We start from the raw sequence: 17701 nt of genomic DNA, 5'->3' as shown, positions 1-17701 counted from the left end.
GACAGAACCCGTAAAGTGCCGATCACTGTGCTGATCCGTGCACTCGGATACGGTACAAATGCAGAGATTATCGATCTGTTTGGTGAAGAGCCGAAGATCCTTGCATCTTTAACAAAAGACACTTCTGAGAGCTATCAGGAGGGTCTGCTTGAGCTGTACAAAAAGATCAGACCGGGTGAGCCTCTGGCAGTAGAGAGCGCAGAGTCTCTGATCACAGGTATGTTCTTCGATCCGAAGAGATATGATCTGGCAAAGGTTGGCCGTTATAAATTCAATAAGAAGCTTCATCTGAAGAACCGTGTATGCGGTCAGGTGCTGGCTGAAGATGTAGTAGATGCTTCTACTGGTGAGATCATCGCAGAAGCAGATACCAAGATCGATCATGATCTTGCAGTAAAACTGCAGGATTCCGGCGTTCCGTTTATCTGGGTAAAAGGTGAGGAACGTAATATCAAAGTGCTCTCCAACCGTATGGTTGACCTGAGCAAATATGTAGATTTCGATCTCCATGAGATGGGAATCAAAGAGTCTGTATATTATCCGGTGCTGGAGAAGCTTCTTGGAGAGTACACAGACGCTGAAGAGCTGAAAGAAGCAATCGAAAGAGAGATTTCCGAGCTGATTCCGAAGCATATTACCAAGGATGATATTATGGCATCTATTAACTATAATATGCATCTGGAGTATGGTCTTGGAAATAAGGACGATATTGACCATCTGGGCAACCGTCGTATCCGTGCCGTAGGTGAACTTCTTCAGAACCAGTACCGTATTGGTCTTTCCCGTCTGGAAAGAGTGGTTCGCGAGCGTATGACAACTCAGGATCCGGAGAGCATTTCCGCGCAGACCCTGATCAATATCAAACCGGTGACTGCAGCTGTTAAAGAGTTCTTTGGTTCTTCCCAGCTGTCCCAGTTCATGGACCAGAACAACCCGCTGGGTGAGCTGACTCATAAGAGACGTCTGTCCGCACTTGGACCTGGTGGTCTGTCCCGTGACCGTGCAGGATTCGAGGTTCGAGACGTACACTACTCTCATTATGGAAGAATGTGCCCGATCGAGACTCCTGAGGGACCGAACATCGGTCTGATCAACTCTCTGGCATGCTATGCAAGAATCAACGAGTATGGATTCGTAGAGGCTCCGTACCGTAAAATTGATAAAACAGATCCTCAGAATCCCCGTGTAACCGACGAGGTTGTTTACATGACTGCTGATGAAGAGGATAATTACCATGTAGCACAGGCAAACGAGGCACTGGATGCAGAGGGACATTTCCTCAGAAACAGTGTATCTGGACGTTTCCGTGAGGAGACTCAGGCATATGATAAGACCATGTTTGATTACATGGACGTATCCCCGAAGATGGTATTCTCTGTGGCTACCGCTCTGATTCCGTTCCTGCAGAATGACGATGCTAACCGAGCTCTGATGGGATCCAACATGCAGCGTCAGGCCGTTCCGCTGATGCTGACAGAGGCACCGGTCGTAGGTACTGGTATGGAAGAGAAGACTGCTGTTGACTCTGGTGTCTGCGTTGTTGCGAAGAATCCAGGTACTGTTGAGCGTGCTGTCTCCAACGAGATCGTAATCCGTCAGGATAACGGTGTTCGTGATGTATATCACCTGACCAAGTTCTCCAGAAGTAACCAGAGCAACTGCTACAACCAGAGACCGATCGTATTCAAGGGAGATCGTGTGGCTGCAGGCGAGGTAATCGCAGATGGTCCGTCCACTTCCGGCGGAGAGATCGCTCTTGGTAAGAACCCGTTGATCGGATTCATGACCTGGGAAGGTTATAACTACGAGGATGCGGTACTGTTAAGTGAAAGACTGGTTATGGATGATGTATATACATCTATCCATATTGAGGAATATGAGGCAGAGTCCCGTGATACCAAGCTTGGACCGGAAGAGATCACCAGAGACGTTCCGGGTGTCGGTGATGATGCACTGAAAGATCTGGACAACAGAGGAATCATTCGTATTGGTGCAGAGGTTCGTGCCGGCGATATCCTGGTTGGTAAGGTAACTCCGAAGGGAGAGACTGAGCTGACTGCTGAGGAGCGCCTGCTGCGTGCGATCTTCGGTGAGAAGGCAAGAGAAGTGCGTGACACCTCTCTGAAAGTACCGCACGGTGAGTATGGAGTTGTTGTAGATGCCAAAGTATTTACCAGAGAGAATGGCGATGAGCTGTCTCCGGGAGTAAATCAGGCAGTTCGTATTTATATTGCACAGAAGAGAAAGATCTCCGTTGGTGATAAGATGGCAGGTCGTCACGGAAACAAGGGTGTCGTTTCCCGTGTACTTCCAGTTGAGGATATGCCGTTCCTGCCGAATGGTCGTCCGCTGGATATCGTGCTGAACCCGCTGGGTGTACCTTCCCGTATGAATATTGGACAGGTCCTGGAGATTCATCTGAGCCTTGCTGCAAAAGCGCTTGGTTTCAATGTATCTACTCCGGTATTTGATGGTGCAAACGAGCATGATATTATGGATACCCTTGATCTGGCAAATGATTATGCAAATCTGCCGTTTGATGATGCAGAAGCTGCAGAGTGGAAGGCAAAAGGTCTGGATCAGACTGCTGATGGCAAGCTGTGGGCCGGCGAGACATTTGTTGGAAAACATGGAGAAGATCTTCTTCCGGATGTTCTGGATTATCTGTCTGAGAACAGAGAACACAGAAAATTATGGAAAGGTGTTCCGATCTCCCGTGATGGAAAGGTTCGTCTGCGTGATGGCCGTACTGGTGAGGAATTCGATAGCCCGGTAACAATCGGTCACATGCATTACCTGAAACTGCATCATCTGGTAGATGATAAGATCCATGCACGTTCTACTGGACCGTACTCTCTGGTAACACAGCAGCCGCTGGGTGGTAAAGCTCAGTTTGGTGGACAGCGTTTCGGAGAGATGGAGGTATGGGCTCTTGAGGCTTATGGTGCTTCCTACACACTGCAGGAGATCCTGACAGTAAAATCCGACGACGTGATCGGACGTGTGAAGACCTACGAAGCAATCATCAAGGGCGACAATATTCCGGAGGCAGGTATTCCGGAGTCCTTCAAGGTACTGCTTAAAGAGCTGCAGGCACTTGGACTGGATGTACGTGTGCTGCGTGAAGATAACACAGAGGTAGAGCTTGGTGAGAACATTGATTATGGTGATGTTGATATCCGTTCTATCCTGGAAGGCGACAGCAGACGTTTTAACAATAACAATGATGAATCCTTTGGAGACCATGGCTTCAGCAAGCAGGAGTTCGATGGCGAAGAGCTGGTAGACGTCAGCGAAGATGACGACTACGATGATGACGAGTCTGTCGATGCAGATGAAGATATGGGATATGATGAATAGAGGAGGTGCCGCTCATGCCGGAAGTAACGAATAATGATAATTATCAGCCGATGAGCTTCGATGCGATCAAGATCGGGCTGGCGTCTCCGGAGACCATCCTTGGATGGTCTCACGGAGAGGTAACCAAGCCTGAGACGATCAACTATCGTACGCTCAAACCGGAGAAAGATGGTCTGTACTGTGAGCGTATCTTCGGTCCGAGCAAGGACTGGGAGTGCCATTGCGGAAAGTACAAAAAGATCAGATATAAAGGTGTTGTCTGCGACCGTTGCGGCGTGGAAGTCACCAAATCCAGTGTGCGCCGTGAGCGTATGGGCCATATTAAACTGGCTGCTCCGGTGTCTCACATCTGGTATTTCAAAGGAATCCCCAGCCGTATGGGACTGATCCTGGATCTGTCTCCCAGAACACTGGAAAAAGTCCTGTATTTTGCATCCTATATCGTACTGGATGCAGGTAAGACCGAGCTGATGTACAAACAGGTTCTGTCTGAGAAAGAATATCAGGACATGAAGGAAAAGTATCCGGAGCCGGGTGCTTTCCGTGTAGGCATGGGTGCAGAGTCCATTAAGGAGCTGCTGCAGTCCATCGACCTTGAGAAAGATTCCAAAGAGTTAAAAGAAGGTCTCAAGACTGCATCCGGACAGAAACGTGCCCGTATCATCAAGAGACTGGAAGTAGTAGAAGCATTTCGTGAGTCTGGAAATAAACCGGAATGGATGATCATGGATGTGATCCCGGTAATTCCGCCGGATCTTCGTCCGATGGTACAGCTTGACGGTGGACGTTTTGCAACATCTGACCTGAATGACCTGTACAGAAGAATCATCAACAGAAACAACCGTCTGCAGAGACTGTTGGATCTTGGTGCACCAGATATCATTGTCCGCAATGAGAAACGTATGCTTCAGGAAGCTGTTGACGCACTGATCGACAACGGAAGAAGAGGCCGTCCGGTAACCGGACCTGGAAACAGAGCGCTGAAGTCCCTGTCTGATATGCTGAAAGGTAAATCCGGACGTTTCCGTCAGAACTTACTTGGTAAGCGTGTTGACTACTCTGGACGTTCCGTTATTGTTGTCGGACCGGAGCTTAAGATCTATCAGTGTGGTCTGCCGAAAGAGATGGCAATCGAGCTGTTCAAACCGTTCGTTATGAAAGAATTGGTTGCAAATGGTTCTGCTCATAATATCAAGAGTGCTAAGAAAATGGTAGAGCGTCTCCAGGCAGAAGTATGGGATGTACTGGAAGACGTTATTAAAGAGCATCCGGTTATGCTGAACCGTGCTCCTACACTGCATCGTCTGGGTATCCAGGCATTTGAGCCGATCCTGGTAGAAGGTAAGGCAATCAAGCTGCATCCGCTGGTATGTACTGCATTCAACGCAGACTTCGACGGAGACCAGATGGCTGTCCATCTGCCGCTGTCAGTGGAAGCACAGGCAGAGTGCCGTTTCCTGCTGCTCTCCCCGAACAACCTGCTGAAACCGTCCGATGGTGGTCCGGTAGCCGTTCCTTCACAGGATATGGTCCTTGGTATCTACTATCTGACTCAGGAGAGACCGGGAGCACGTGGAGAAGGCAAATTCTTCAAGAGCGTTAATGAAGCAATTCTGGCTTATGAGAATAAAGTGATCACCCTTCAGAGCCGTATCAAAGTTCGTGTATCCAAGAGAATGCCGGACGGAACTGTTCTGACAGGTACTGAAGAGTCTACACTGGGACGTTTCCTGTTCAATGAGATTCTTCCGCAGGATCTTGGATTTGTAGATCGTACCATTCCGGGTAACGAGCTGAAACCGGAGGTTGATTTCCTGGTAGGAAAGAAAGGCCTGAAACAGATCCTTGAGAAAGTTATCAATACCCATGGTGCAACCAAGACCGCTGAGGTTCTGGATGACATCAAGGCTACTGGATATAAATATTCCACCAGAGCGGCTATGACCGTATCTATTTCCGATATGACTGTGCCGCCGCAGAAACCGCAGCTGATCAAAGAAGCACAGGATACGGTTGATAAAATCACCCGTAACTACAAACGTGGTAAGATCACTGAGGAAGAGCGTTATAAAGAGGTTGTTGAGACCTGGAAAGATACTGACGCAGTTCTTACAAAAGCGCTGATGGATGGTCTGGATAAATACAATAACATCTTCATGATGGCTGACTCCGGTGCCCGTGGTTCTGATAAACAGATCAAACAGCTTGCCGGTATGCGTGGATTGATGGCTGATACAACTGGTCATACCATCGAGCTGCCTATTACATCCAACTTCCGTGAAGGTCTTGACGTACTGGAGTACTTCATGTCTGCTCATGGAGCACGTAAAGGTATGTCCGATACCGCTCTTCGTACCGCTGACTCTGGTTACCTGACCAGACGTCTGGTTGATGTATCTCAGGAGCTGATCGTTCGTGAGACAGACTGTGCAGAGGGCAAAGATGAGATTCCGGGAATGGAAGTAAGTGCTTTCACTGACGGAAAAGAGATGATCGAGTCTCTGCAGGAGCGTATTACAGGACGTTTTGCATGCTCTGATATCTGTGATAAAGATGGCAACATTCTTGTAAAAGCAAATCATATGATCACACCGAAGCGTGCAGCTATCGTTGTAGCAAAAGGTGTGGATAAAGATGGCAACCCGCTTGATAAGATCAAGATCCGTACCGCTCTGACCTGTAAATCCCACATTGGTGTGTGTGCGAAGTGCTACGGTGCGAACATGGCAACCGGTGAAGCAGTACAGGTTGGTGAGACTGTTGGTATTATTGCTGCTCAGTCCATCGGTGAGCCTGGTACACAGCTGACCATGAGAACCTTCCACTCCGGTGGTGTAGCCGGTGGAGATATCACACAGGGTCTTCCCCGTGTCGAGGAGCTTTTCGAGGCCAGAAAACCGAAGGGACTTGCAATCGTAACTGAGATCGGCGGACTTGCGACCATCAATGATATGAAGAAGAAACGTGAAGTCATCATTACTAATAATGAGACTGGCGAGTCCAAGACTTACCTGATCCCGTTTGATTCCAGAATCAAGATCATGGATGGAACTACTGTAGAGGCTGGTGATGCACTGACGGAAGGTAGTATCAACCCGCATGATATTCTGAAGATCAAAGGTGTACGTGCTGTTCAGGATTACCTGCTTCAGGAGGTACAGCGTGTATATCGTCTTCAGGGTGTTGAGATCAATGATAAGCATATTGAGATGATCGTTCGTCAGATGCTGAAGAAAGTACGCGTAGAGGATAACGGAGACAGTGATTTCCTTCCGGGAACTCTGGTTGATATTCTTGACTATGCAGATGAAAACGAAAGATTGCTCGAAGAAGGCAAACAGCCGGCAGAAGGTAAACAGGTACTGCTTGGTATCACCAAGGCATCTCTGGCAACCAATTCCTTCCTGTCAGCAGCATCCTTCCAGGAGACCACCAAGGTTCTTACAGAAGCTGCTATCAAGGGCAAGGTTGACCCGCTGATTGGTCTGAAAGAGAACGTAATCATCGGTAAACTGATCCCGGCTGGTACAGGTATGAAACGTTATCGTGACGTAAAACTGAGTACAGACTTCCAGGATGAAGATGCTCTGAGTTTTGCAGAAGAGACGGATGAACCGGCAGAAACTATTGAACTGGATGAGAATACAGATGCAGAGACTAATGCTGATGCAGAAGTTTCTGAAGAAACAGTTTCAACAGAAGAATAAGAGATACAAATCCCCTGGGGTCGTAAGATCCTGGGGGATTTTTTTGTAAACATAATCGAACATGTGGAATGAATGAAGATTGTCATATGCGTTTCTTATGCTTCGCCAGAGGCCGAAAAATGGTGATTCTTCCAAGGAAACAGAAGAACTGTACCATCAGAATGCCAATAAAGATGCCGATGCTGTCGATGCCAACATCTCTGACCGAAGGACTGCGCCCTGCCACGAAAGACTGGTGATATTCATCCAGTCCGGCGAATCCAACACACAGAAATCCGGCTAACAGTGGTAGCCAGATACCGCGGACTCCATATACATAGAGTGGAAAGGATATAGATATAGCTAGCAGAAAATATTCTGTTACATGTGCAATCTTACGGACTGTGTGATGAATTCGATCAGTATAGTGAACAACTTCAGCGTCAGACCAATGCAGTTCGAAGGCATCATTGGCAGATTCTACAATAATTTCACTGACTTTATAACTCAGGCTTCCAGAGACTGTTCCGGGCTGCGCAGAAAAAGAGAAGATCACATACATCATAAACAGCGCAGGCAGAAAAGATAACGGTTTTAAAATTCCTCTTAACAATACTTTTATCATAAATACCTCTTTTATTTGACTGATAGGAGTATTTTATCATATAGCGACTTTAACCACCAACATATTCTTTGGAAGAAGTCCGATTTTAATATTATTGAATTTTAAAGGAAAAAGATTATAATAGGAGAAGAGAAAATATTTCAAAATAGTGGGGGATATTCATATGGCAGGGGTTATTATTGCGGGGACTTTGGTGGCAGACTGTATTAAGATGATTGATCATTATCCGAAAAAAGGAATGTTCGCAGATATTTCTGATGTATCCTATGGGGTGGGAGGATGCGCTGCAAATACGGCGGTGGGAGTCAAAGCACTTGATCCGTCTATAGAAGTAAAAAGTGTTGCTTTAGTGGGGAAAGATGCGAATGGAGCATTTATTAAGAAAAAACTTGAGAAGCATGGCATTGATATTTCTATGATTCAGGAGACGGACAAAGATGTAACAGGATTTTCGGATGTAATGACAGTGAAACACACAGGAGAGAGAACATTTTTCTCGGATCGTGGTGTGAACCGGATTTTCGATGAGAAGAATCTGCAGATTGAAAATGAGGAAGGCAGCATCATTCTCCTTGGGTACGGTGGTATCCTGGATGCATTAAACAAACCAAACGAAAAGTACGGGACTGATCTGGTAAAAGCCTTCCATGATCTGAAAGAAAAGGGACTGGTCACAGCTATGGATGTGGCATCCATGAATGATAAAGAAGAAATGCAGCGTTATGTGATTCCTTCCCTGAAATATGTGGATTATCTGATCGTCAATGAGATCGAGGGTGGTGAGCTGGCAGAGATGGAGCTTCGGAGAGAAGATGGAAGCCTTAATCGGGATGCCATGGAAAAAGCGGCACGCAAGCTTATGACGATGGGTGTTCAGAAATGCTGCGTGCTTCACGCCCCGGAAATGGGATGCGCAGTGGACAGCGAAGGCAATTATGTGGAAGAGCCGTCTCTGAAGCTGCCGGATGGATATATTGTAGGAACGGTAGGAGCTGGAGATTCGTTCTGTGCCGGAATCTTGTATTCTATATATAAGAAGCTGTCTATGGATGAAGCGCTGAAGATTGCAGCGGCATCCGCAGCGGCAAATCTGTCAGCTGGGGACTCTGTGGGGGGACTTCGAAGCATTGAAGAAACCATGAAACTGTATGATGCATATTCACCGAGAAAACAGTGGTGATGATGACCGGAAAAGCATGGATATTTTGTTGAAATATCCATGTTTTTTCTATAAAACCGCTTGACAAGCAAAACTCAATTTAATATAATAAACAAGCATGCGTGTTTAGGCATGTATTCAGCAAGTCTGAAAAACAGCAGTCATCACAATTCATCAGGAGGTGAAAGGAATGCCAACATTCAACCAGTTAGTAAGAAAAGGTAGACAGACATCTGTTAAGAAGTCTACGGCACCGGCACTTCAGAAAGGATTTAACTCTCTGAAGAAGAGACCGATCGATGCATCTGCACCGCAGAAACGTGGTGTGTGCACCGCAGTTAAGACCGCAACCCCGAAGAAACCGAACTCTGCTCTTCGTAAAATCGCCAGAGTACGTCTTTCCAACGGTATTGAGGTAACAAGCTATATCCCAGGTGAGGGACACAACCTTCAGGAGCACAGCGTTGTTCTGATCCGTGGAGGAAGAGTAAAGGACCTTCCGGGTACCAGATATCACATCGTTCGTGGTACACTGGATACCGCTGGTGTAGCTAAGAGACGTCAGGCACGTTCCAAATACGGAGCTAAGAGACCGAAAGACGCTAAGAAGTAATTTAATAACAGAATCAAGTATCACAAACAGAACTATGATTGTTGGCGTCGCGTAAGCGCCGCCTTGTGCCAGGGTTCATCAAAAGAACCTATGACTGCGGGTTTGATATAGAGGAATACCGGGCACGGACACACGTAGAACGACACATGTGAGTACCTATGAATTAATCTTATCAGAGAGATCTGATAAACATGTATTAAGGAGGGAAGTAACGTGCCACGTAAAGGACATACTCAGAAAAGAGACGTACTGGCAGATCCGATGTACAACAACAAAGTGGTTACCAAACTCATCAACAACATCATGCTTGATGGTAAAAAAGGTGTAGCACAGAAGATTGTATACGGCGCATTTGCCAAAGTAGAAGCAAAGGCTGAGAAGCCGGCTCTGGAAGTATTTGAAGAGGCTATGAACAACATCATGCCGGTTCTGGAGGTAAAAGCAAGACGTATCGGTGGAGCTACCTATCAGGTACCTATCGAGGTTAGAGCTGATCGTCGTCAGGCGTTAGCACTTCGCTGGCTCACCATGTTCTCCCGTAAAAGAGGCGAGAAGACCATGGAAGAGAGACTGGCAAACGAGATCATGGATGCAGCAAACAACACTGGTGCAGCTGTGAAGAGAAAAGAAGATATGCACAAAATGGCAGAGGCAAACAAAGCATTCGCTCACTACAGATTCTAATCTGGGTACGCAAGCTGATTTGCCCACTCGTATAAGGAGGAAAATCCATTGGCTGAAAGAGAATATCCATTGGAGAGAACCAGAAATATCGGAATTATGGCTCATATCGATGCTGGTAAGACCACACTGACCGAGCGTATTCTGTATTATACTGGTGTTAACTATAAGATTGGTGATACTCATGAAGGTACTGCAACCATGGACTGGATGGAGCAGGAGCAGGAGAGAGGTATTACCATCACATCTGCAGCTACAACCTGTCACTGGACTCTGCAGGATCACTGCAAGCCGAAGAAAGGTGCGCTTGAGCATCGTATCAACATCATCGATACTCCAGGCCACGTAGACTTCACCGTAGAGGTTGAGCGTTCCCTTCGTGTACTGGACGGCGCTGTCGGCGTGTTCTGTGCAAAAGGTGGTGTAGAGCCGCAGTCTGAGAACGTATGGCGTCAGGCTGATACCTACAATGTACCGCGTATGGCATTCATCAACAAGATGGATATCCTGGGTGCAGATTTCTACAATGCAGTAGAGATGATCAAGACCCGTCTGGGTAAGAATGCAATCTGTCTGCAGCTGCCGATCGGAAAAGAGGATGATTTCAAGGGAATCATCGATCTGTTCGAGATGCAGGCTTACATCTATAATGATGATAAGGGTGATGACATCAGCATTACTGATATCCCGGATGATATGAAAGATGATGCGGAACTGTATCACACCGAGCTGGTAGAGAAGATCTGCGAGCTGGATGATGATCTGATGATGCAGTATCTTGATGGAGAGGAGCCGTCCGTTGAGGACCTGAAAGCTGTTCTTCGTAAAGCTACCTGTGAGTGTACCGCTGTTCCGGTATGCTGTGGTAGTGCATATAGAAACAAAGGTGTTCAGAAACTTCTGGACGCAATTCTTGAGTTTATGCCGGCTCCGACCGATATCCCGTCCATCAAAGGTGTGGATATGGAAGGAAATGAGGTTGTAAGACACTCTTCTGATGAAGAGCCGTTCTCTGCACTGGCATTCAAGATCATGGCTGACCCGTTCGTAGGTAAGCTGGCATTCTTCCGTGTGTACTCCGGAACCATGAATTCTGGTTCTTACGTGTACAACTCCACGAAAGATAAGAAAGAGCGTGTAGGACGTATCCTTCAGATGCACGCTAACAAGAGAGCAGAGCTTGACAAGGTTTACTCTGGAGATATCGCAGCAGCAGTTGGTTTCAAGGTAACTACTACCGGTGATACCATCTGTGACGAGCAGCATCCGGTAATCCTTGAGTCTATGGAGTTCCCGGAGCCGGTTATCGAGCTGGCTATCGAGCCGAAGACCAAAGCTGGCCAGGGCAAACTTGGCGAGTCTCTTGCAAAACTGGCAGAAGAGGACCCGACTTTCCGTGCACATACCAATCAGGAAACTGGTCAGACTATCATTGCTGGTATGGGTGAGCTTCATCTGGAGATCATCGTTGACCGTCTGCTTCGTGAGTTCAAGGTAGAGGCTAATGTAGGTGCACCGCAGGTTGCTTACAAAGAGACCATTACCAAACCGGCTGATGTAGACAGCAAATATGCAAAACAGTCTGGTGGACGTGGACAGTACGGACATTGTAAAGTTAAATTTGAGCCGATGGATGCTAACGCAGAGGAGACTTACAAGTTTGAGTCTACCGTAGTTGGTGGTGCTATTCCGAAGGAGTACATCCCGGCTGTAGGCGAAGGTATTGAAGAGGCTATGAAGTCTGGTATCCTTGGTGGATTCCCGGTAGTTGGTGTTCACGCTAACGTATACGACGGATCCTATCATGAGGTCGATTCTTCTGAGATGGCTTTCCATATCGCTGGTTCTCTTGCATTCAAAGAGGCTATGCAGAAAGCAGCTCCGGTTCTTCTTGAGCCGATCATGAAGGTTGAGGTAACTACTCCGGAAGATTACATGGGTGATGTTATCGGTGATATCAACTCCCGTCGTGGTCGTATCGAGGGTATGGAAGACATCGGCGGCGGTAAGATGATCAAAGGTTATGTTCCGCTGGCAGAGATGTTCGGATATGCTACCGACCTTCGTTCCAGAACTCAGGGACGTGGTAACTACTCCATGTTCTTCGAGAAATATGAGCCGGTACCGAAGAACGTTCAGGAGAAAGTTCTTGCTGCAAAGGCAAAATAATATACAAATAGGCTTGCAAAACAAGCCTATTTGAAATATAATCAAAATTAGCTGATTGCGTATTTAAACGTAGAAAAGTTGATCTATTCAAGGAGGAAAACAAAATGGCAAAAGCTAAGTTCGACAGAACTAAACCACATTGTAATATTGGTACCATCGGTCACGTAGACCATGGTAAAACTACTCTGACCGCAGCTATCACTGCAGTACTTGCAGCAAGAGTTCCGGGAAATGAGGCAACTGATTTCGCTAACATCGATAAAGCTCCGGAAGAGAGAGAGCGAGGAATCACTATCTCTACTGCACATGTAGAGTATCAGACCGCTAAAAGACATTACGCACACGTTGACTGCCCAGGCCATGCTGACTATGTAAAGAACATGATTACTGGTGCTGCACAGATGGACGGCGCTATCCTTGTAGTAGCTGCTACTGATGGTGTTATGGCTCAGACTAAAGAGCACATCCTTCTGTCCCGTCAGGTAGGTGTACCGTACATCGTTGTATTCCTGAACAAATGTGATATGGTTGATGACGAAGAGCTGATCGAGCTGGTTGAGATGGAAGTTACCGAGCAGCTTGAGGAGTACGGATTCAATGATTGCCCGATCATCAAAGGTTCCGCTCTGAAAGCCCTTGAGGATCCGATGGGACCGTGGGGAGACAAGATCATGGAGCTTATGGATACCGTTGATTCTTATATCCCGGATCCGCAGCGTGCAACTGACAAACCGTTCCTGATGCCGGTTGAGGACGTATTCACCATTACTGGTCGTGGTACTGTTGCTACTGGTAGAGTAGAGCGTGGTGTTCTTCATCTGAACGACGAGGTTGAGATCGTTGGTGTTAAAGAGGAGACCCGTAAGACTGTTGTAACCGGTATCGAGATGTTCCGTAAACTTCTTGATGAGGCTCAGGCTGGTGATAACATCGGTTGTCTGCTTCGTGGTATCCAGAGAACAGATATCGTTCGTGGACAGGTTGTAGCTAAACCGGGCAGCGTTACCTGCCATACCAAATTCACCGCTCAGGTTTACGTACTGACCAAAGATGAGGGTGGACGTCATACTCCGTTCTTCAACAACTATCGTCCGCAGTTCTACTTCAGAACAACTGACGTTACTGGTGTTTGCGAGCTTCCGGCTGGTACCGAGATGTGTATGCCGGGTGACAACGTAGAGATGACCATCGAGCTGATCCATCCGATCGCTATGGAGCAAGGTCTTACTTTCGCTATCCGTGAGGGTGGTAGAACTGTAGGATCAGGTCGTGTTGCTTCCGTTATCGAGTAATCACTGATTAACAGATAAAATTATATATATCGTTATCGCAAGATAACATTGTGTCCAAACGTAAGATACCCTGGAGACCGAAAGGTTTCCAGGGTTTTTCTGTCGAGGGGAAAAATAAATATAGAACATAATAAAAAAGAATAGTCTTGAGGTGTTTAGGATTTCCTTTTTATGTAAAATTTAGAAATATTTATAGGTATTTAATACTAGAACTTAAAATTTTCATAGACAGACATTATATGTGGAAGTATAATACATAAAAAGAAAGGGGAGATACCTATAAAAGAAGCACCAAATGAATTTAAGTTAGAGAGTACAACAATATGGTCTTTTCCACAAAGGGGAAATTGGGCCACACACTCAGGAGAATACAGAGGTAACTGGTCTCCATATGTTCCTAGAAATCTAATTTTAAGATATTCGAAGAAAGAAGATTGGATACTGGATCAATTTCTGGGAAGTGGAACAACACTGATTGAAGCAAAACTGTTGGGGAGAAATGCAATTGGTGTTGATATTAATTCTGAAGCTATCAAATTATCTAATTCAAATCTAAATTTTATATGTCAGGAAAAATCAAAAATTTTCACAAAACACGGAAATGCAAAAAATTTATCATTCATAAAAGATGAAAGTATCAATTTAATTTGTACACATCCGCCATATGCAAACATTATTCAATATAGTGAGTGTATACCAGGAGATATTTCATGTTTAGAATATGATGAATTTTTGAATGAATTAGAACAGGTCGCGCAAGAAGCATATAGAGTGTTGAAGAAACAAGGAATATGTGCTTTTATGATTGGAGATATACGAAAAAAAGGTTATGTGTTACCCTTGGGAATGAATTCTATGCAAAAATTTGCTAGTGCTGGTTTTAAACTCAAAGAGATTATTATAAAAGAACAACATAATTGTAAAACTACAGAATACTGGAATAGTATAAAAAAAGCATTTTTAATGTTGGCACATGAATATATATTTGTTTTAGAAAAATAAAGAGTATCAAAAAGGAGATACTCATGTTTAGTATCTCCTTGTAAAAAATTTATTTACCAAGTAAGAAATAATTTATCATGTACAACTTCATTTTGCATGGTTTGTCCAGCGTTTTGCAATCGATCAATCATTGAAGTTCCGCAGTTTACGTAGATTTCTCTTTTGAATAAGTCGGCGGGAGGTGTGATAGAAATATCCTTTTTGTTGGATTCGCGCGTACCATTGATTGATAGCATCACGTAAACACCTTTAGCCTTACATTCGGCAATTTTATTAAAGAGAACTTCAATATTAAAAGTTTGAGCTCCGTAAATAATACCTTGACTATGTGTATATGGAGGATCACAATAAATAACATCACCAAATTGTGCTTTATCCATACACTCTTCAAAGGACATAGTTGAAAATGTCGAATTTTTTATAAGGTTATGCCATAAATCCACTCGCTTTGAAAAAGTTTCAGGCTTGATTGGATTATGGGGACCTTTAGGAGTAGACATATATCCGTCTGCTTTTCTAAAACGTATGATACCGGAGTAACATGTACGTGATAAAAGACAAAAATCAAGAGCGTTATGATTGTTATTAAATCTATCTCTAATTTCATTGTATTTATCATTCGGATTTTTGTAATATTCTTGTATTTCTTTTAAATAATAATCCTTTATTTTTTGTGGATCGTTTTTAACGATATTAAAAATATCAATTAAAAAAGGTAAGATATCACTGGCATATGAATGAGTAAACATAGGAATATTATTTGTACTATTTTGGTATAGTAATTGGGCCATTACAGCACCGCTGCCTAGAAAAGGTTCATAGTAATCATTAAAGTGTTCAGGCATATATGAAATAATAGTTTCTGCAAATCGTTGTTTATTACCTATCCATTTTAGTAATGCGGGTACTTTGGACATTGCGCAAACCTCACGTGTAACTTATAGTCTGTAGACTCAAAGTCTACAATCCTATTATAATTTAACTAACTGGAGGTGTCAAGCAATGCATGAAGAAATACGTGTCGCTTATGGAAAAGCTGTTAGAACAATACGTCAGAATAAGAAGATGTCGCAAGAAGAGTTGGCTGACTTATGTGGATTACATAGAACATATATAAGTGATATAGAACTTGGTAAGCGAAATGTTTCATTAGAAAATATAGATAAAATTTCACATGCATTGCAGGTGAAGAAATCAGAATTATTTGTTGAGGTAGAGCAATATGAGAGCATTTAAGGAATTTAGAAGAGAGGATAAATCATTTTGGTTTTTTATACGATTTATTAGTGAAAAATTGGGGTATTCTAGAAAAGGAATTGTTTTAACTTATACAGTAGAACAAATAGAAAAACTATGTGAAAAAGAAAATATTGAAGTTTCTCCGGATAGAATTAATAAAGCTGTCTTATATTGTAATATGAGAGCGGACTTGTTAAATAATACAATTGAGAAAAATTTGATGGATGTTGATGAGGCTAAACAGATATTTGAAGAAATGAGAAATAGCGGAAAATATAAATGTAAGCTAATCATGAACAAACAGCGCAAAGAGATCAAAAAAGTAAATTATTTTACCGCAATTATTACCATGATAGCAGAAGAAATGCTTGGTGGAGATGAAGAATTTAATCCAGATCCAAGAGGGCTTGTGTATCTGTTGAATAATAGAAAGATTATTGGAGCATCATCAAGAAGGTTTGATGGGGCATATCCATCTATTTATAATCCGCAAATAGTGTGGGAGATAAAAGAATATTATTATTCAAAATCATTTGGAAGTAGAGTTGCAGATGCTGTATATGAAGCAGAACTTGATGGATATGAGTTTAACGAAATATATGATAGAACCGGACAACAGGTGAATCATGTAATGTTTATTGATAGTCACTATACTTTCTGGGTAAAAGGAAAATCTTATTTGTGTAGATTTATTGATACGCTTAACATGGGACTTATAGATGAATTGATTGTGGGAAAAGAAGTTCTGACAAGATGGAGAGAAGTACTTGGAGAATTTAATGATAATAAATAGCTTTAGAAAGGAGAAAAAATGGGATTACAGCCTAAAATTAATGGAAAAACAGTAGAACGAGCATATGAGGAATACAGGAATGGTATATATTTAGTGAATAGAAGATATCAAAGAAAACTTGTATGGAATATAAATGAAAAAGAAGCATTTATTGATTCACTTAAAAATGGATATCCAGTTCCTTTGTTTTTATTTTCTACAAATGAATATAAAGGAATGCGACGACAAGAAATAATAGATGGGATGCAACGATTAAATGCGGTATTTGGTTTTATTGAAAATGAGTTTACTGTAAATGGATTTTATTTTGACCTTTCATCGACTGCATTGACAAAACAGTTATCAGATGAAGGAAAATTACACCAAGAGTATCCAACGCTGGATAGAACTAGTTGTGTTAGTATTGCGAGTTATGAATTACCGTTTTCGGTTTATGATCAGGATAATGCAGATATTATTGATGAAGTTTTTAGAAGAATTAATTCAAATGGAAAACATTTGTCAAGACAAGAAATTAGACAAGCTGGTGCAACAGGTGAGTTTGCAGAGTTAGTGCGTGTATTGTCTACAAAACTTCGTGGAGATGTATCTCATGAAGATATTTTATTGTTAGATCAAATGAAAGATATAAGTATTAGGCAAGATGGAAATGGATATGGTATCAATGCAGATGACGTTTTTTGGGTAAAACAAAATATTATTGATAAAAAAGATCTAAGATTATCTATGGATGAGGAAATAGTGGGTGATTTAATAGGTGCAATGGTTGCAGATACCATGCCCCCATCTAGAGTAAGTGTTTTAGATGGGTATTACTATATCAATGAAGAAGAACAGGATGGACGTGGATATAAAACAGCACAAGCTATCCAGGCGCGAGGATCAGAAGCTTTATGTGCACAATTCCTTTATATAATTGATGAAATTAAGAAAATATTTTACAATAAAGAGCATACGATAACTCAGCATATTCTTAATCAAAAAGTTTATAAAGGACCAAGATATTTGTACCGACCCCCAAAAGTTAGACCTAAAAATCTAACGATTGGAGGTCGGTATTTTTATGGCTAAATATTCTTTTG

The 17701-nt window shown here is 43.4% G+C and carries 13 protein-coding genes; 11 read left to right on the top strand and 2 right to left on the bottom strand.

The genetic code is table 11. From position 1 onward, the window contains the following. Both rpoB and rpoC read left to right on the top strand, forming a co-directional pair. On the top strand, positions 1–3360 hold a 3360-nt coding region (gene rpoB, locus WMO62_RS14420; RefSeq protein WP_349145098.1), incomplete at its 5' end, for a DNA-directed RNA polymerase subunit beta. 14 nt (positions 3361–3374) lie between these two features. Then, the gene (gene rpoC, locus WMO62_RS14415; protein ID WP_349145097.1) at positions 3375–7067 is read left to right on the top strand and encodes a DNA-directed RNA polymerase subunit beta'; all 3693 of its coding nucleotides are present in this window, start codon (positions 3375–3377) and stop codon (positions 7065–7067) included. Positions 7068–7149: 82 nt separating this feature from the next. On the opposite strand, the gene WMO62_RS14410 is transcribed toward rpoC, so the two are convergent. After that, positions 7150–7671 (bottom strand): VanZ family protein, encoded by a 522-nt coding sequence (locus WMO62_RS14410; protein WP_349145096.1) that lies wholly within the window; start codon positions 7669–7671, stop codon positions 7150–7152. 163 nt (positions 7672–7834) lie between these two features. Here WMO62_RS14410 and WMO62_RS14405 point away from each other — a divergent pair, with 163 nt between their 5' ends. The 6 genes from WMO62_RS14405 to WMO62_RS14380 all read left to right on the top strand — a co-directional run bounded on the left by WMO62_RS14405 (position 7835) and on the right by WMO62_RS14380 (position 14587). Then, complete coding sequence (locus WMO62_RS14405) at positions 7835–8851, top strand: carbohydrate kinase family protein (RefSeq protein WP_349145095.1); 1017 nt, start codon at positions 7835–7837, stop codon at positions 8849–8851. Between the two features lie 169 nt (positions 8852–9020). Next, entirely contained in the window at positions 9021–9443 is a 423-nt protein-coding gene (gene rpsL / locus WMO62_RS14400; RefSeq protein ID WP_117499839.1) for a 30S ribosomal protein S12, read from the top strand. A gap of 213 nt (positions 9444–9656) precedes the next feature. Continuing rightward, a complete protein-coding gene (rpsG, locus tag WMO62_RS14395; RefSeq protein ID WP_308459466.1) occupies positions 9657–10127 on the top strand; it encodes a 30S ribosomal protein S7 in 471 nt (156 codons plus the stop codon). A 48-nt stretch (positions 10128–10175) separates the two neighbouring features. After that, positions 10176–12293: an elongation factor G gene (gene fusA / locus WMO62_RS14390; protein WP_118511623.1), complete on the top strand. Its 2118-nt coding sequence runs from the start codon at positions 10176–10178 to the stop codon at positions 12291–12293. A 104-nt stretch (positions 12294–12397) separates the two neighbouring features. Beyond that, positions 12398–13585, top strand: coding sequence for an elongation factor Tu (gene tuf / locus WMO62_RS14385; RefSeq protein ID WP_349145094.1), 1188 nt, complete (start codon positions 12398–12400; stop codon positions 13583–13585). A gap of 234 nt (positions 13586–13819) precedes the next feature. Further along, positions 13820–14587, top strand: coding sequence for a TRM11 family SAM-dependent methyltransferase (locus WMO62_RS14380; protein ID WP_349145099.1), 768 nt, complete (start codon positions 13820–13822; stop codon positions 14585–14587). A gap of 53 nt (positions 14588–14640) precedes the next feature. Here WMO62_RS14380 and WMO62_RS14375 read toward each other — a convergent pair whose 3' ends face one another. Further along, the gene (locus WMO62_RS14375) at positions 14641–15504 is read right to left on the bottom strand and encodes a DNA adenine methylase (RefSeq protein WP_349145093.1); all 864 of its coding nucleotides are present in this window, start codon (positions 15502–15504) and stop codon (positions 14641–14643) included. A gap of 85 nt (positions 15505–15589) precedes the next feature. On the opposite strand from WMO62_RS14375, the gene WMO62_RS14370 reads away from it, so the two are divergent. The 3 genes from WMO62_RS14370 to WMO62_RS14360 are packed head-to-tail and all read left to right on the top strand — an operon-like array spanning position 15590 to position 17690. Continuing rightward, on the top strand, positions 15590–15823 hold the full coding sequence (locus WMO62_RS14370; RefSeq protein WP_118440797.1) for a helix-turn-helix domain-containing protein: 234 nt from the start codon (positions 15590–15592) through the stop codon (positions 15821–15823). After that, the gene (locus WMO62_RS14365) at positions 15810–16619 is read left to right on the top strand and encodes a DUF7687 domain-containing protein (protein ID WP_349145092.1); all 810 of its coding nucleotides are present in this window, start codon (positions 15810–15812) and stop codon (positions 16617–16619) included. Before WMO62_RS14370 ends, WMO62_RS14365 begins: the two co-directional genes overlap by 14 nt. Before the next feature lie 18 nt (positions 16620–16637). Continuing rightward, complete coding sequence (locus WMO62_RS14360) at positions 16638–17690, top strand: DUF262 domain-containing protein (RefSeq protein WP_349145091.1); 1053 nt, start codon at positions 16638–16640, stop codon at positions 17688–17690. Positions 17691–17701: the final 11 nt, after the last annotated feature.

The organism is Hominiventricola aquisgranensis (assembly GCF_040096225.1).
GTDB lineage: Bacteria > Bacillota > Clostridia > Lachnospirales > Lachnospiraceae > Hominiventricola > Hominiventricola aquisgranensis.
The sequence above is the reverse complement of the archived record's forward strand: the minus strand, read 5'-3'. Positions and strand labels throughout refer to the sequence as shown.

Bases quoted from the DNA above. Each gene is read 5' to 3' on its own strand.
- rpoC (WP_349145097.1), top strand. From the start codon at position 3,375: ATGCCGGAAGTAACGAATAATGATAATTATCAGCCGATGAGCTTCGAT.
- WMO62_RS14410 (WP_349145096.1), bottom strand. From the start codon at position 7,671: ATGATAAAAGTATTGTTAAGAGGAATTTTAAAACCGTTATCTTTTCTG.
- WMO62_RS14405 (WP_349145095.1), top strand. From the start codon at position 7,835: ATGGCAGGGGTTATTATTGCGGGGACTTTGGTGGCAGACTGTATTAAG.
- rpsL (WP_117499839.1), top strand. From the start codon at position 9,021: ATGCCAACATTCAACCAGTTAGTAAGAAAAGGTAGACAGACATCTGTT.
- tuf (WP_349145094.1), top strand. From the start codon at position 12,398: ATGGCAAAAGCTAAGTTCGACAGAACTAAACCACATTGTAATATTGGT.
- WMO62_RS14375 (WP_349145093.1), bottom strand. From the start codon at position 15,504: ATGTCCAAAGTACCCGCATTACTAAAATGGATAGGTAATAAACAACGA.
- WMO62_RS14370 (WP_118440797.1), top strand. From the start codon at position 15,590: ATGCATGAAGAAATACGTGTCGCTTATGGAAAAGCTGTTAGAACAATA.
- WMO62_RS14365 (WP_349145092.1), top strand. From the start codon at position 15,810: ATGAGAGCATTTAAGGAATTTAGAAGAGAGGATAAATCATTTTGGTTT.
- WMO62_RS14360 (WP_349145091.1), top strand. From the start codon at position 16,638: ATGGGATTACAGCCTAAAATTAATGGAAAAACAGTAGAACGAGCATAT.